The sequence below is a fragment of the Streptomyces sp. TBY4 genome, from assembly GCF_024213195.1.
Taxonomy (GTDB): Bacteria; Actinomycetota; Actinomycetes; order Streptomycetales; family Streptomycetaceae; genus Streptomyces.
In genome coordinates this window covers 24,733-38,897 of record NZ_JANAVF010000009.1, presented here as the reverse complement: position 1 = coordinate 38,897, position 14,165 = coordinate 24,733, and the positions used below count along the sequence as shown (strand labels likewise).

Genomic DNA, 14,165 nt, shown 5'->3' with positions numbered 1-14,165 from the left:
GGAATCACCTTTGGATGTGGGGCGGGAAGGGGGCAGCGCAGAAGGACCGGGTCAGCGGCGGGACGCGTGTCGCGGATGCGAGCGCTCGGTGCGCCGGGGGCGGGGAGAGCGGTAACCGGCGGGGACGCGCCCGGGGGCCGGTACCGCCAGGCCCGCCCGGAACAGTCCGTAGGTCACCCGCCGGAGCGCGGCCGCCTCCAGTTCGTCCCGCAACGGGCCGTCGCGCAGCAGCGCTCCGGGACCGAGCAGTCCTTCTACGACGGCCAGGGCTCCGGCGGTGTCGCCGTGGTCGAGGCGTTCGCGGACGCCGGAGAGGGAGTCCGGACGGCGGTGCGCCTCGTCGATGGCGCGCAGGCAGGGCAGGGGCGTACCGGTCAGCGCGACCAGCAGTTCCTCGCGGCGGATCTCGTCCGGGTCGTGGTCCAGCGGGGCCAGTACCCCGTCGACCAGGCCGATCCGGTGCCGGGCACCCCGGCAGTCCACCAGGCGAGTGCCCCCCGGCCGGTCCGCGGCTGCGGCAGCCCGCGGCGTCGACCAGTCCGGTACGAGGGCTCGGCCGACCAGCGGGTGCAGCCGGCCCGCGTCGATCGCCCCGGCACGCAGCATGTCCAGGTCGGGCAGCACCCAGGTCGCCGCGTCGGGCAGTGCCGGCGGGGCGGGGGCGCACGCCTCCATCGGCGCGGCCACCGAGATCCGCGCGGCGCCGTCGCCGCGCAGGTGCACGTACAGCCGGTGCCGGGAGCCGAGCCGCACGGCGACCGTACCGCCGGAGCGCCCCTCTGCCCGGAGCACGATCCCGGCTTCGGCCGCCCACCGGTCGACGGCGCAGCGGAGCGAGGGCGGCAGGAGCTCCGACAAGGCGGGATCCGCCACGGAACCCGCGCCGCCGGGCTGCTGGTCGGCCCCGGACCGGACGCGGAGCTCGTCGCTCCGGCGCGCGTCCCACAGGTGGCGGTGCAGGTCGAGGCGGAACCGCGGATGCGGGTGCGGGTGCGGATGTGGATGCGGACCGGCCCCCGGACGGCGGCGGCCGACGTCCTCGGAGCGGGCTCCGTCCCACAGGGCGAGGCTGATCCGCTGCCCGTACTCCGCCCAGGCCGGTGGAGTACGGGCCACGAGGTGCACCGGGCACGCACCGCCGGCGCCCCCGTACCGGGCCAGCGCGATGGTCAGTCCGGGGCGCAGCAGTCCGTCCGGGGCGATCCTCGGCAGGTGCCAGCGCAGGAGGTCCGGAGCCAGGTGGCGCAGGTCGGCCCGGATCCGGGCCGCGAGTGCGCGGCCGTGGGTGCGCGCCAGGAGGCGCAGGTCGAAGTCCACGTCGACGGCCGAGGCGGCGCACGCCCCCGCCCAGTCACCGGCGGAGCGGCGGGCGGTCGCGGTCTCGATCATGGAGGGCGGCACGGCGTACTCACGCACGCGCGGCCAGAAGGAAGGGCGGGAAGGGTGGGAAGGGTGGGAAGGCCCGTTCGCGGTTCGAGTGAGCATCAGCACTCACCTTGCGCGGACGGGACCCCCATTCTCTGCGTACGGGAAGTCGTCATCGCGGCGAGACTAACTCCCGCTCCCCCGCCCTGCCAGCCATTTCCCGGGCCCCGGCGGCGTCCCGCGTCAGGCCGACGGCGCCCGGTGCACCACCTCGCCCGCGACCACCACCGTTTCGGCCACCGTTCCGGGGATCCGCTCCGGGGCCACCGCGAGGATGTCGCGGGACAGGATCACGAAGTCGGCCGCCTTGCCGACGGTGAGGGAACCCCGGTCCTCGTCCAGGAAGTTGGCGTAGGCGGAGCCCATCGTGTAGCCGTACACCGCCCTCCGGGCGTCCACCGTCTCCTGCTCCTGCCACGGCTCGCCGCCGCCCAGCGGGCGCCGGGTCAGGGCCGTGTAGATGCCGATCATCGGGTCCATCTCGGCGACGTTCCAGTCGCTGGAGAAGGCCAGGACCGCTCCCGCGTCGGCGAGGCTCCGCATCGGCCACGCCTTGTGCCAGCGGCCCTCCCCCACGTTCTCCGCCCAGTCCTGGCCCGGACCGGCGATCTCCGGCGCGCAGTGCCGGGGCTGCATGCAGGCCACCACGCCGAGCTCCGCGAAGCGCGGCACGTCCTCGGGGTCCAGGCATTCCACGTGCACCACCTGGTGGCGGGCGTCCCGCGGGCCGTTCACCGCCCGCGCGTGCTCGACGGCGTCGAGGACGGTACGGATGCCCCGGTCGCCCGTGGCGTGGACGAAGCACTGGAACCCGCGCGCGTCCAGCCGGGCGAGGAGCTCCGCGAACTCCTCCGCCGGGTAGAAGGTCTCGCCCCGGTGCGCCCCGCAGCCGGTGTACGGCTCCAGCAGGGCGGCCGTGCGCGGCTCCACCACGTCGTCGATGTAGAGCTTGAGGGGGCCCACCCGGAAGCGGTCCCCGCCGTGCACCTTGGCCGCCGCCTCGAAGAGGTCGAGGTCCTCCTCGGTGGTCCCGCGCGGGTGGAACAGCGCGGCGACGATCCGCGAGCGCAGCCGGCCCTCGGCGCGCGCCCGGTCGTACAGCTCCAGGTCGTCGAGGGAGTTCTGCGGCTCGACGACGGTGGTGATCCCGAAGCCGATCGCGTCGTCGAGGCTCTTGGCGAGGCGCCCGTACTGGCGGTCCGGGGAGGCCCAGGGCACGCCCAGGTCGCGCAGGGCGCGGTGGCCGTCGCGGGAGAGCCCCTTGATGGCGAAGTCCTTGACGAATCCGGTGGGTTCACCGGTCTCCGGGTCCACGGCGGCCGTGCCGAAGGGCAGGTCGGTACGGTCCTTCGCGACCCCGAGCCGGTGCATGGCCGCCGTGTTCAGCCAGGCCGTGTGGACGTCGTACGAGAGCACGATCGCGGGGGTGTCGCCGGTGACCGGGTCCAGGTCGGCGGCGGTGGGCATGCGGCCGCCGGGGATCGCGGAGTAGTCGAAGGCCTCGGCCTCGATCCACTCGGCGCCGGGGTTGGCCTCGCGCCACGCGCCGATCCGGTCGAGGATCCCTTCGAGCGTCCGCACGCCGGCGAGCTGCACGCAGGCGTCGTCGGAGCCGAGCCGGACGTGGTTGTGGGCGTCGATGAACCCCGGCAGCACGAGCCGTCCGCCCGCGTCGATCCGCTCGGTGTCCGGGCCCGCCCAGTCGGCGGCCTCCGCGTCCGGTCCCACCCAGACGATCCGGCCGCCCCGCACGGCGAGGGCTTCGGCCTCGGGGAGCTCGGGGTCGACGGTGTGGATGCGGGCCCCGGTGAGGAGCAGATCGGCGGGGGCGGGTGCGGGGTACGACATGGGGCGGTGCTCCTGTGCAGAGGCGGTACGGGGAGGTGGGCGGCGGCGGGGCCCGGAGGAAGCCCTCGGGCCCGGAGGGAGCCCCCGGGCCCGGAGGGAGCCCCCGGGCCCGGAGGGAGCCCCCGGGCCCGGAGGGAGCCCTCAGGCGGCCGGGGCGTACGCGGGCACCCGGCGGGCCAGGGCCCAGTAGGTGAGCCCGGAGACCACCGAGCCGAGCAGGGTGAGGTCGGCGCCGCCGAGCGGGGCCACGAGCGGCCCGGTCCAGAGCTCGGAGTCGCAGGTCAGGGCGGCGAAGGCCATGCCGGCGAGCAGGGCGGCCATGCCGGCGGGGTGGTAGCCGGAGCGGTACCAGTAGGCGCCCGCGCTCCCGGCGTGCAGCGCCTCGGAGTCGTAGCGGCAGCGGCGCAGCAGCATGTCGGCGAGGAAGACGCCGCCCCAGGGGGCGAACACGATGATCAGGAGCGAGAGGAAGGACAGCAGGGAGGTGGTGAAGTCGGTGAGGAAAAGCGCGGCGAGCGATCCGGCGGCGGTCACGGCGGCGCTGACCACGATGGCGCGGGCCCGGCTCCACGGGATGCCGAGGACCTGGAGGTTCAGGCTGGAGGAGTAGAGGGTGATGATCGAGTTGGTGACGGAGCCGCCGAGGACCAGGGCCAGGAAGAGCGGCTGGAACCAGCCGGGGAGCAGGCTCTCGGCTCCGGCGACGGCGTCGGTCATGTCGGTCTGGGTGGCGGCGGCCACACCTGCGATCCCGAGGGCGACGGAGGAGAGGAACCCGCCGAGGGCGCCCATCCAGGTGATCGACTTCAGCGAGGTGGTGCGGGGCAGGTACCGGGTGTAGTCGGCGGGCATCGGCAGGTACGAGAAGGGCCCGGCGAGCATCACGACGAAGGCCAGGCTCCAGCCGGACAGGCCCGGGGCCAGGGCGTCGGCCGGGGCGGTGGTCTCGGCGCCGGGCAGGACGAAGACGAGCAGGGCGCCGAAGCCGACGGCCAGGACGTAGGCCATCCAGCGCTCGGCGAACTGCACGGTGGCATGGCCCCACATCGCGACGGCGAAGGTGAGCGCGAGGGTGAGGCCGAGCGCGAGGGCCCGGATCAGGGTGCCTTCACCGAGGCCGACCTCGGCGAAGAAGACCTCCAGGGCCAGGGTGCCGACGACGGTGTTGACGATGGTGTAGCCGATGCTCACCACCCAGTTGAGGACGCCGGCCGGCCAGTTGCCCCGTACGCCGAAGGCGGCCCGGGAGATGACCAGGGTGGCGGTGCCGGTGCGGATGCCGCTGAGGCCGGCGGCGCTGATCGCGAAGAAGGACAGCCCGCTGATCACGACCACGGCGGTGGCCTGCCAGAAGCTGAGGCCGAAGGCGACGGCGAGGGCTCCGTTGATCACGTAGGTGAAGGTCAGGTTCGAACCGAACCAGAGCCAGAAGAGGTCCTTGGCCCCGCCGTGGCGCTCGGCGTCGGGGATGGGGTCGATGCCGTGGGTCTCGACCCTGAAGACCTCGTCCCTGAAGACCTCGTCGACGGCGGCCGTCGTCTCCTGGTGTGCCATGCGTCTGCCCCTGACCTTCGGCGGGAAGCGGTGGACCGAACCGCGAAGCCGACCTTGAACGGCGTTCTAAGTTCTTGAATGACATTCAAGATGCGCTCCCGACCAGGACCCCGTCAAGACCCTGTCCGGGATAGGGTCGGCCCACGAAGATCGGGAAGGCGGCACAGGTGACAGCAGGAGCCGCACGGCGGCGCGACGGGCGGATCGCCCAGGAGCGGATGCTCGAAGAGGCCATGACGGCGATCGCCGAGGACGGGCTGGCGACGCTCACCATGTCCGCGCTCGCCGACCGGCTCGGCACCAGCGGCGGCCACATCCTGTACTACTTCGGCACCAAGGACCGGCTGCTGCTGGCCGCCCTGCGCTGGAGCGAGCAGCAACTGGCCGAAGAGCGCACCGCGTTGCTGGGCCGCCGGCTCACCGCCCACCGCAAGCTCGCGCTCTTCCTGGAGCTCTACCTGCCGCGCGGCCTCCGCGATCCGCGCTGGACGCTCTGGATCGAGCTGTGGGCCCGCATCCCCTCGAACGAACCGTTGCGCGCCGCCCAGCAGGAGATCGACGACGGCTGGCAGCGGGACCTGGAGGCGCTCCTCGCCAAGGGGGTGGAGCAGGGCCGCTTCGCCGCCGGCCTGGAGGTCCCCGCCCGGGCCTCGGAGCTGCTCGCCCTGCTGGACGGCCTGAGCACCCGGGTGGTGCTGGGCGAGCGCGGCGCGGACCGGGCCACCTCCCTGGAGCGCGCCCGCTCCGCGGCGGCCCTGCTGATCCCGCACCTGTGAGCGGAAAACCGGATGCGGGGGGCCGCACGGCCCTCTTAGGCTGCGCCCGCCAGGAGTGCGAGGCACGGCAGTGACCGTGCGCGGATCGGAGACGCAGCGGATATGACCAGCCAACTGTTCGCGATCTGCTTCAACGCGACCCACCCGTCGGACCTCGCACGGTTCTGGTCCGGGGTCCTCGGCTGGGAGCTCGCCGACGCTCCCGGCGACGCCGCCGCGATCCTGCCCCCCGATGCCGCCGGATTCCGCATCCGCTTCCTGCCGGGCCATGACCCGAAGACCGTCCAGAACAGGGCGCACTTCGACCTGACCAGCGCCTCCCCGGAGGATCAGCGGCAGACGGTGGCCCGGGCGCTGGGCCTCGGCGCGCACCACATCGACGTGGGCCAGCTCCCGGAAGACGGGCACGTGGTGCTCGCCGATCCCGACGGCAACGAGTTCTGCGTCATCGAGGCGGGCAACGCGTTCCTCGCCGACACCGGTGCCATCGGAGCGCTGGCCTGCGACGGCACGCGGGAGGTCGGGTACTTCTGGAGCGAGGCGCTGCGGTGGCCGCTGGTCTGGGACCAGGACCAGGAGACCGCGATCCAGTCACCGAACGGCGGTACGAAGATCACGTGGGGTGGGCCTCCGGTCGCGCCGCAGACGGGCACGAACAGGCTGTACTTCGAGCTGGCGCTCCCCGCCGGCGCGGACGGGAAGGCAGAGATCGAGCGCCTGGTCTCGCTCGGCGCGAAGCGCGCCGACACCGGCGAGGGCGGCGGCGCCAGGGTGCTGATGCTCGACCCCGACGGCAACGAGTTCGCCCTGCGGCCGCCCCGCTGACGCTGCCGTGGACATGTGGAAAGCCCGCCCGGGCCTTAGCGTCCCGGGCGGGCTCTTCCGCTCCTTAGCGGAGGTTCTCGGTGGGGAGGAGGATCACTTCCCCTGGGCAGTTACTTCTTCTTGGCGGCGGCCTTCTTGGCCGGGGCGCCCTCGGCGTTGCCGTAGTACGCCTGGCGCATCAGCTGCTTCAGGTCGTCGATCATCGGCATCCGCGGGTTGGCGGGGGCGCACTGGTCGGCGTAGGCGTTCATGGCCTGGGTCGGCAGGGCCTCGATGAAGGCCTGCTCGTCCACGCCCTCCTCGGCGAAGGAGGAGGTGATCCCGCACTTGCTGCGGAGCTCCTCGACGGCCTTGGCGTAGGACTCGACGCCCTCGGCGGCCGTGGCGGCCGGCAGGCCCAGCATCTTCGCGATCTCCTGGAAGCGCTCCGGCGCCCGGTAGACCTCGGCCTTCGGCCACGGGGTGGCCTTGTGGGTGACCGTGCCGTTGTGGCGGATCACGTGGGGAAGGAGCAGCGCGTTGGTGCGGCCGTGGGCGACGTGGAAGGTGTTGCCCAGGGTGTGCGCCATGGCGTGGACCATGCCCAGGAAGGCGTTGGCGAAGGCCATGCCCGCCACCGTGGAGGCGTTGTGCATCTTCTCGCGGGCCTCGGGGTCGTTCGGACCGTCGACCACGCAGCGCTGCAGGTTTTCGAAGATGAGCTTGATGGCCTGGAGGCAGAGGCCGTCGGTGTAGTCGTTCGAGTACGCGGAGACGTAGGCCTCGGTGGCGTGCGTCAGGGCGTCGAAGCCGGAGTCGGCGGTCACCTTGGGCGGGAGGCCCATCGGCAGCATCGGGTCGACGATGGCGACGTTCGGGGTCAGCGCGTAGTCGGCGAGCGGGTACTTCTGGGCCGCGGCCGGGTCGGAGATGACGGCGAAGGGGGTGACCTCGGAGCCGGTGCCCGAGGTGGTCGGGATGGCGACCATCTTGGCCTTCTCGCCGAGCGAGGGGAACTTGTAGGCGCGCTTGCGGACGTCGAAGAACTTCTCCTTCGTGTCGGCGAACTCCACCTCCGGGCGCTCGTACATCAGCCACATGATCTTCGCGGCGTCCATCGGGGAGCCGCCGCCGAGGCCGATGATCGTGTCGGGCTTGAAGTCGCGCATCATCGCGGCGCCGGCCTGGACGGTGGAGAGCTCCGGGTTGGGCTCGACGTTGTCGATGATCTGGATCGACACGGCACCCTCGCGGGCCTGCAGGATGTCGACGACCTTCTGCACGAAGCCGATGGAGACCATCGTCTTGTCGGTGACGATCGAGACCCGGCTGATGCCGTCCATCTCACCGAGGTAGCGGATGGAGTTGCGCTCGAAGTAGATCTTCGGCGGGACCTTGAACCACTGCATGTTGGTGTTGCGCCGTCCGATCCGCTTGACGTTGATCAGGTTGACCGCGGTGACGTTGTTCGACACCGAGTTGTGTCCGTACGAGCCGCAGCCCAGGGTGAGCGAGGGGAGGAAGGCGTTGTAGACGTCGCCGATGCCGCCGAAGGTGGAGGGCGAGTTGGCGATGACGCGGATCGCCTTGACCTTCTTGCCGAACTCCTCGACGAGTTCCTCGTCCTCGGCGTGGATGGCGGCGCTGTGGCCCAGTCCGTGGAACTCGACCATCGCGGCGGCCAGTTCGAGGCCGTGCTCGGTGTCGGAGGCCTTCAGGCAGGCCAGCACCGGGGACAGCTTCTCGCGGGTCAGCGGCTCGTTCTCGCCGACCTCGTTGCACTCCGCGAGGAGGATCGAGGCGTCGGCGGGGACGGTGAAGCCGGCCTGCTCGGCGATCCACTGCGGGGACTTGCCGACGACGGCCGGGTTCAGCTTGGCGCCGGAGGCGTCGGCCGCGTAGGCGGTGGTGCCGAAGACGAACTGCTCCAGCTTGGTCTTCTCCGCGGCGGAGACCACGTGGGCGCCCAGTCGCTTGAACTCGGCGATGCCCTTCTCGTAGATCTCGGCGTCGAGGATGACGGCCTGCTCGGAGGCGCAGATCATGCCGTTGTCGAAGGCCTTGGAGAGCACGATGTCGTGGATCGCGCGGCCGAGCTTGGCGCTCTTGTGGACGTACGCCGGGACGTTGCCCGCGCCGACGCCCAGGGCCGGCTTGCCGCACGAGTAGGCGGCCTTGACCATGGCGTTTCCGCCGGTCGCGAGGATGGTGGAGACGCCCGGGTGGTTCATGAGGGCGCCGGTGGCCTCCATGGAGGGGGCGGTGACCCACTGGACGCAGTTGGCGGGAGCGCCGGCGGCGACGGCGGCGTCGCGGACGATGCGGGCGGCCTCGGCCGAGCAGTTCTGCGCGGAGGGGTGGAAGGCGAAGATGATCGGGTTGCGGGTCTTCAGGGCGATCAGGGCCTTGAAGATCGTGGTGGAGGTCGGGTTGGTGACCGGGGTCATGGCGCAGACGACGCCGACCGGCTCGGCGATCTCCGTGATGCCGTTCAGCTCGTCGCGGCGGATGACGCCGGCGGTCTTGAGCCCGCGCATCGAGTTCACGACGTGCTCGCAGGCGAAGAGGTTCTTGACGGCCTTGTCCTCGAAGAGGCCGCGGCCCGTCTCCTCGACGGCCAGCTGGGCGAGCTCGCCGTGCTGGCTCAGCGCGGCCAGCGAGGCCTTCTTGACGATGTGGTCGACCTGCTCCTGGTTGAACGACGAGAACTGGTCGAGCGCCGCGAGCGCCCCCTGGACCAGTCCATCCACCATCTCGTTCGCCTGCATGGCAGGAACTCCTTCATTTCGACTCAACCTGAACCGCTTTCCTGATGACTCAATTCGACACCCAAAAGCGGAAGCCGAGCTGCCGAAAAAGCCCTTATCCACCGGGCCGAAGGGCTGTTCACACCCGTTCACACCCTCTCGACCACACCTCTGACCTGCACAGATACCTCGGGACCTAAGACCGTGTGCGCTTGTGAAAACTTTCACAAGAATTTCGGACGAAGTGCGCCCTACCGCGCTCCTCCCCCAGCGAGCACAATCACCGTGACGAGTCGCGTCGACCGTGAGGGAGGGAGCGCGTGCGCAGTCAGGTGCGCGTCGCGGACGGACGGAATCTGACGGTGGAGCGCTGGGGCGACCCGGACGGCAAAACCGTTTTCCTGCTCCACGGCATGCCGGGCAGCCGGCTGGGCCCCGCCCCCCGGGGCATGGTTCTCTACCAGCGCCGCATGCAGCTCATCGCCTACGACCGCCCCGGGTACGGGGGCTCCGACCGCCATCCGGGCCGCACCGTCGCCGACGTGGCCACCGAGGTGGCCGCCATCGCCGACTCCCTGGGCCTGCAGCACTTCGCCGTCGCCGGCCGCTCCGGCGGCGCCCCCGGCGCGCTGGCCTGCGCCGCCCTGCTCCCCGACCGGGTCACCCGGACCGCCGCACTGGTCTCCCTGGCCCCCCGGGACGCGGAGAACCTGGACTGGTTCGAGGGCATGTCCCCCTCGAACGTCCGGGAGCACTCCACCGCAGGCCGGGACCCCGAGGAACTCGCCGCCCGGCTGATCCCGCGCGCCGCCGGGATCGCCGAGGACCCCGGCCGGCTCCTGGACGAGCTGCGCCGCGAGCTCACCGACAGCGACCGCATGATCGTCGCGGACGCGGGGCTGCGCGCCATGCTGCTGCGCAACTACCGCGAGGGGGTCCGCACCTCCGCCTACGGCTGGATCGACGACGCCATCGCCTTCAGCAGCCCCTGGGGCTTCGACCCGGCGGACATCCGCTGCCCGGTGCTGATCTGGCACGGCGAGCTCGACGTGTTCTCGCCCGTGGGCCACTCCCGCTGGCTGGCCAGCCGCATCCCGGGCGCCACCACGACCATCGACCCGGCCGCCGCGCACTTCGCGGCCCTGCGCGCCCTGCCCGACGTACTGACGTGGCTGCTCAGGGAGGTGCCCGCGCCTCCCGTCAACGAGCAGCAGCCGGCGTAGGGCCGGGGGCCGGGGGCCCGGGGCCGGGAGGATCCGTACCCGGGGACGGGCTGCGTCCTTCAACTCCGCTCCCCGCCAAGGAAGTACACGCTCCGGACCGGCGGAGCGAAGGGGGCGGAGGGGGCATGCGGCGAGGTCAGAGGCCCGGAACCTGCCGCTGCACCGGCCCGCCGCCACCCCCGTTCCGGAGGTGGCGCCCGACGGCCGCGGCAGGCCTTCGAATAGAAAGGATCTTGCCTTGAGGCAAACGGGCGATTGCCGGTCCCGAATGAATTCGATCATGTTTGCCAGAGACGCCCGATCGGCCCTGCGCAGGACATGACTCTGTAACAACGGCCTGGGCAGTTCGGCACGCCGATCACCGATCGGGAAGGTAAAGTCCGCGCCAGACATTGGCTTCTCGCCAATGTCCACCTCTCCCATTCCCCATGACCTCCCCGAGGACGGCGTCATGAACACCTCCGCAACCCACCCGGCCAGCACCGTCACGGCCACCCGCGTCCCGCTCGACCGGATCGATGTCCGCGGTGCGCGCGCGGCCGCGACCCTGGGACGAGTCCTCCCGACGGAATCCGGCCGAAAGGTTCAGACGCCCATCTTCAACTCTGCGCTCTGACACGGAAGTCAGCGCTCTAGACTGGTGGAATGACCGGCCTGATCGCTTTTCGCGAGATCGTCCTGAAAGTTCACAGCAGATGCGATCTTGCTTGTGATCATTGCTATGTCTACGAACACGCAGATCAGAGCTGGCGCGCCCGGCCGAAAGTGATCTCCCCCGAGGTGATCACGCAGACCGCGTCGCGGCTCGCCGAACACGCAAGGACACACGCACTCCCCTCCGTCACGGTCATCCTTCACGGAGGGGAACCGCTTCTCGCGGGCACCGCCCGCCTCCGGCTCGTGTGCGAGGAATTCACCCGCGCCCTCGACGGCATCGCCGCCCTCGACCTGCGCATGCACACCAATGGCCTGCAGCTCAGCCGCCGTTACCTCGACCTCTTCACGGAATTCGGCGTCAGCGTCAGCGTCTCCCTCGACGGGGACCGCGCGGCCAACGACCGTCACCGGCGCTTCGCCGACGGACGCACCAGCCACCCCCTGGTCCTCGCCGCCGTGGACCTCCTGCGCACCGAGCCCTACCGCCACCTCTACCAGGGACTGCTCTGCACCATCGACGTGGCCAACGATCCCGTCGCCGTCCTCGACGCCCTGGTCGAACTGGCTCCGCCGCGCGTGGACTTCCTCCTCCCGCACGCCACCTGGCAGACGCCCCCGGTCCGCCCCGACGAGGCCCCCGACACCTACGCGCGCTGGCTGCTCCGGGTCTTCGACCACTGGGAGGAGCTCGGACGCCCGGTACCCGTGCGGCTCTTCGACTCGCTGTTCTCCACCCTGTCCGGCGGCCCCAGCCTCACCGAGTCCCTCGGCCTCGCCCCCACCGATCTCGTCGTGGTCGAGACCGACGGGAACCTGGAGCAGGTCGACTCCCTGAAGAGCGCCTTCGAAGGGGCCGCCGCCACCGGGTTCAACGTCTTCGACCACCCCTTCGACCTGGTCGCGGCCCATCCCGGGGTCCGCGCCCGGCAGCTGGGACTGGCCGGCGTCAGCGCCACGTGCCGCCGGTGCCCCGTCGTACGTTCGTGCGGCGGCGGGCTCTACACGCACCGCTACAAGGCCTCCGCGGACACGGAAACGCCCGGAGCGGAAGCGGCCGGATCCGACCGGGAATTCGACCACCCCTCCGTCTACTGCACCGACCTGCGGGAGCTCGTCGACGGCGTGGAGGGGCGTACGAGTGCCCGCGCGAGCGCGCCGGAACTGTCCGACCCGGCCGCGCTGGCCGCCTCCCAGGAGCAGCTCACCCGGGACCTGCTCGCCCTCTTGAACGACCGCCGCACGGGTGATTCCGACTGGGACCGGGCCTGGCGGGTACTGGGCGACGTGGAGCGGGCCGGGCAGGAGGGCGCGGCCGCGCTGGACGCCGTACTGGCCCACCCCTTCACCCGGACCTGGGTCATGGCCTGCCTGGACCCCGCGCAGGCGGGCCCCGGCGCCCCGCAGGCGGCCCGCAGGCTGACCGCGCTGGCCGCCGCCGCCGTACTGCGCGGCGGGCTCGACCTGCCCGCCGAGGTGGTCTACCGGGACGGCGAGGTGTACCTGCCGACGCTCGGCCTGCTGCGCCTGGGCGAGCCCGGCACCGACGGGCGGGCCACCCTGCACGCCACCGACGGCGGGTACGCCGTCCGCGAGGGGGGCCGCCCCGAGCACCGCTTCGGGCCCGCGGCGGGTGACGCGCGCTGGCAGCCCGTACGCACCTGGTCGCCGGGGCCGGACCGGGCCCCGGTGGCGCTGGAGGACCTGGATCCGCACCGCAACTGCTTCCCCCGCCCGCCCAGGCTGCGGCTCGGCGCCGGGGAGGCCGAGGAGTGGCGGGAGCGCCTGGACGCGGCGTGGGAGCTTCTGCACGCCTCGGTGCCCGGGTTCGCGCGGGCGGCCGCCACCGGACTGACCACGCTGACCCCGCTCGCGGGCGGCCCCCGGGCCGGCGGCTGGGGCGAGGCCGGGCGGCACGGCCCGGGCGCGCTCGGAGTGCCGTACGCGGCGGGGGTGGCGGAGACCGCGCTCGCCCTGCTGACCGGGCGGCGGCGGGCCGGGCTCCAGGCGCTGACCGAGGTGGCCGACCTGTACGCGCTGGACGGGGAGTGGCAGCACCCCTCGCCGTGGCGGGAGCGCCCGGTCCCGGTGTCCCGGCTGCTGGCCGACGTCCACGAGCGGGTGGCCGTGGAGGCCTACCGGAGGGCGACCTCCGTCCCGGAGCCCGGCGGGCTGGACCGGATCAACCGGGCGCTGGACCGGTTGTCGGGGGCCGCGGAGCTGACGAGCTCCGGCAAGCGGCTCGTGGAGCAGCTCCGCTGGGAACTGAAGGCGGTCGACGCGTGACGGGTCCCCCCGACGGCCACCACGGCCGCGCCGCCCCCGACGGTCTCGCCGGCCCCCTCCGCGCCCTCGGCGTCCGCCCCGGTGCGCGCCTCCTGGTGCACGCCTCGCTCGGCGGCACCGGCCTGCGCGCCGGGGAGCTGCGGGACGCCCTCCTCGCCGCCGTCGGCCCGGTCGGCACCCTTGCGGTGCCGGCCTTCACCCCGCAGAACTCCAAGACCTCCACGGCGCACCTGGCGCAGATCGCGGGCCTCTCCGAGGAGGGCGTACGGGCCTTCCGCGCGGGGATGCCCGCCTTCGACCCGGCGCACACCCCGAGCCACGGCATGGGGGTCCTCGCCGAGGCGGTGCGCACCGCCCCGGGAGCGGCGCGCAGCGGGCATCCGCAGACCTCTTTCGCCGCGGTCGGGGAAGGGGCCCGGGAACTGTGTGCGGAACATCCGCTGACCAGCCATTTGGGCGAGGAATCACCCTTGGGAAAGATGTGCGGGGAGGGATGGGAGGTACTCATGATCAATGTGGGATTTTCCGTCTGCACCGCTTTCCATCTCGCGGAGTATCGAATTCCGAAGCCCCCCTTGCGCATGTACGAGTGTGTGGTGAAGGTGAACCTTCCGGGGTCTTCAGGGGGGCAGCCTGGAGGGCCGAAGCGGGAAGGGTGGACCGCGTACGAGGACATCGCGCTGGATGACAGCGATTTCGCCGGAATCGGCGGCGCGTTCCCGGAGGACGGGATACGCCGGGGGCGGATCGGCGGAGCATCGACCATGCTCTTCGCCCTTCCGCATGCCGTCGATCACGCGCTTGAATGGATGACCGAAAACAGACGCTGATTGACTGAACGATGAGGG

General features: G+C 72.1%; 10 protein-coding genes. 6 read left to right on the top strand and 4 right to left on the bottom strand.

Annotated features, from left to right (window positions below; genetic code table 11):
- Nucleotides 1–51: 51 nt before the first annotated feature.
- The 3 genes from NLX94_RS21845 to NLX94_RS21835 all read right to left on the bottom strand — a co-directional run bounded on the left by NLX94_RS21845 (nt 52) and on the right by NLX94_RS21835 (nt 4,827).
- Complete coding sequence (locus NLX94_RS21845; protein WP_254384690.1) at nt 52–1,485, bottom strand: hypothetical protein; 1,434 nt, start codon at nt 1,483–1,485, stop codon at nt 52–54.
- 123 nt (nt 1,486–1,608) lie between these two features.
- The gene (locus NLX94_RS21840) at nt 1,609–3,273 is read right to left on the bottom strand and encodes an amidohydrolase (protein ID WP_254384689.1); all 1,665 of its coding nucleotides are present in this window, start codon (nt 3,271–3,273) and stop codon (nt 1,609–1,611) included.
- Between the two features lie 141 nt (nt 3,274–3,414).
- Complete coding sequence (locus tag NLX94_RS21835) at nt 3,415–4,827, bottom strand: cytosine permease (RefSeq protein ID WP_254384688.1); 1,413 nt, start codon at nt 4,825–4,827, stop codon at nt 3,415–3,417.
- A gap of 218 nt (nt 4,828–5,045) precedes the next feature.
- On the opposite strand from NLX94_RS21835, the gene NLX94_RS21830 reads away from it, so the two are divergent.
- Nucleotides 5,046–5,603 carry a TetR/AcrR family transcriptional regulator gene (locus tag NLX94_RS21830; protein WP_254384933.1) on the top strand — a complete coding sequence of 186 codons (558 nt, stop codon included), beginning with the start codon at nt 5,046–5,048 and terminating at the stop codon, nt 5,601–5,603.
- A 102-nt stretch (nt 5,604–5,705) separates the two neighbouring features.
- Nucleotides 5,706–6,428: a VOC family protein gene (locus tag NLX94_RS21825; protein ID WP_254384687.1), complete on the top strand. Its 723-nt coding sequence runs from the start codon at nt 5,706–5,708 to the stop codon at nt 6,426–6,428.
- Between the two features lie 110 nt (nt 6,429–6,538).
- On the opposite strand, the gene adhE is transcribed toward NLX94_RS21825, so the two are convergent.
- Nucleotides 6,539–9,175 (bottom strand): bifunctional acetaldehyde-CoA/alcohol dehydrogenase, encoded by a 2,637-nt coding sequence (gene adhE / locus NLX94_RS21820; RefSeq protein WP_302170250.1) that lies wholly within the window; start codon nt 9,173–9,175, stop codon nt 6,539–6,541.
- 299 nt (nt 9,176–9,474) lie between these two features.
- Between adhE and NLX94_RS21815 the strand changes: the two genes are divergently transcribed.
- From NLX94_RS21815 to NLX94_RS21800, 4 genes are all read left to right on the top strand, one after another.
- Nucleotides 9,475–10,377, top strand: coding sequence for an alpha/beta fold hydrolase (locus NLX94_RS21815; RefSeq protein ID WP_254384686.1), 903 nt, complete (start codon nt 9,475–9,477; stop codon nt 10,375–10,377).
- 451 nt (nt 10,378–10,828) lie between these two features.
- Nucleotides 10,829–10,993, top strand: coding sequence for an FxSxx-COOH cyclophane-containing RiPP peptide (fxsA, locus tag NLX94_RS21810; protein ID WP_254384685.1), 165 nt, complete (start codon nt 10,829–10,831; stop codon nt 10,991–10,993).
- Between the two features lie 29 nt (nt 10,994–11,022).
- Nucleotides 11,023–13,317, top strand: coding sequence for a radical SAM/SPASM protein FxsB, inactivated metallohydrolase extension form (gene fxsB / locus NLX94_RS21805; RefSeq protein ID WP_254384684.1), 2,295 nt, complete (start codon nt 11,023–11,025; stop codon nt 13,315–13,317).
- A gap of 95 nt (nt 13,318–13,412) precedes the next feature.
- Complete coding sequence (locus NLX94_RS21800; RefSeq protein WP_308402485.1) at nt 13,413–14,147, top strand: AAC(3) family N-acetyltransferase; 735 nt, start codon at nt 13,413–13,415, stop codon at nt 14,145–14,147.
- The last annotated feature ends 18 nt before the right edge of the window (nt 14,148–14,165 follow it).

What these genes read in the sequence shown, in the direction of transcription:
- fxsA (WP_254384685.1), top strand. Translation starts at nt 10,829, where the DNA reads ATGAACACCTCCGCAACCCACCCGGCCAGCACCGTCACGGCCACCCGC.
- NLX94_RS21845 (WP_254384690.1), bottom strand. Translation starts at nt 1,485, where the DNA reads ATGCTCACTCGAACCGCGAACGGGCCTTCCCACCCTTCCCACCCTTCC.
- NLX94_RS21825 (WP_254384687.1), top strand. Translation starts at nt 5,706, where the DNA reads ATGACCAGCCAACTGTTCGCGATCTGCTTCAACGCGACCCACCCGTCG.
- fxsB (WP_254384684.1), top strand. Translation starts at nt 11,023, where the DNA reads ATGACCGGCCTGATCGCTTTTCGCGAGATCGTCCTGAAAGTTCACAGC.
- NLX94_RS21830 (WP_254384933.1), top strand. Translation starts at nt 5,046, where the DNA reads ATGCTCGAAGAGGCCATGACGGCGATCGCCGAGGACGGGCTGGCGACG.
- adhE (WP_302170250.1), bottom strand. Translation starts at nt 9,175, where the DNA reads ATGCAGGCGAACGAGATGGTGGATGGACTGGTCCAGGGGGCGCTCGCG.
- NLX94_RS21835 (WP_254384688.1), bottom strand. Translation starts at nt 4,827, where the DNA reads ATGGCACACCAGGAGACGACGGCCGCCGTCGACGAGGTCTTCAGGGAC.
- NLX94_RS21840 (WP_254384689.1), bottom strand. Translation starts at nt 3,273, where the DNA reads ATGTCGTACCCCGCACCCGCCCCCGCCGATCTGCTCCTCACCGGGGCC.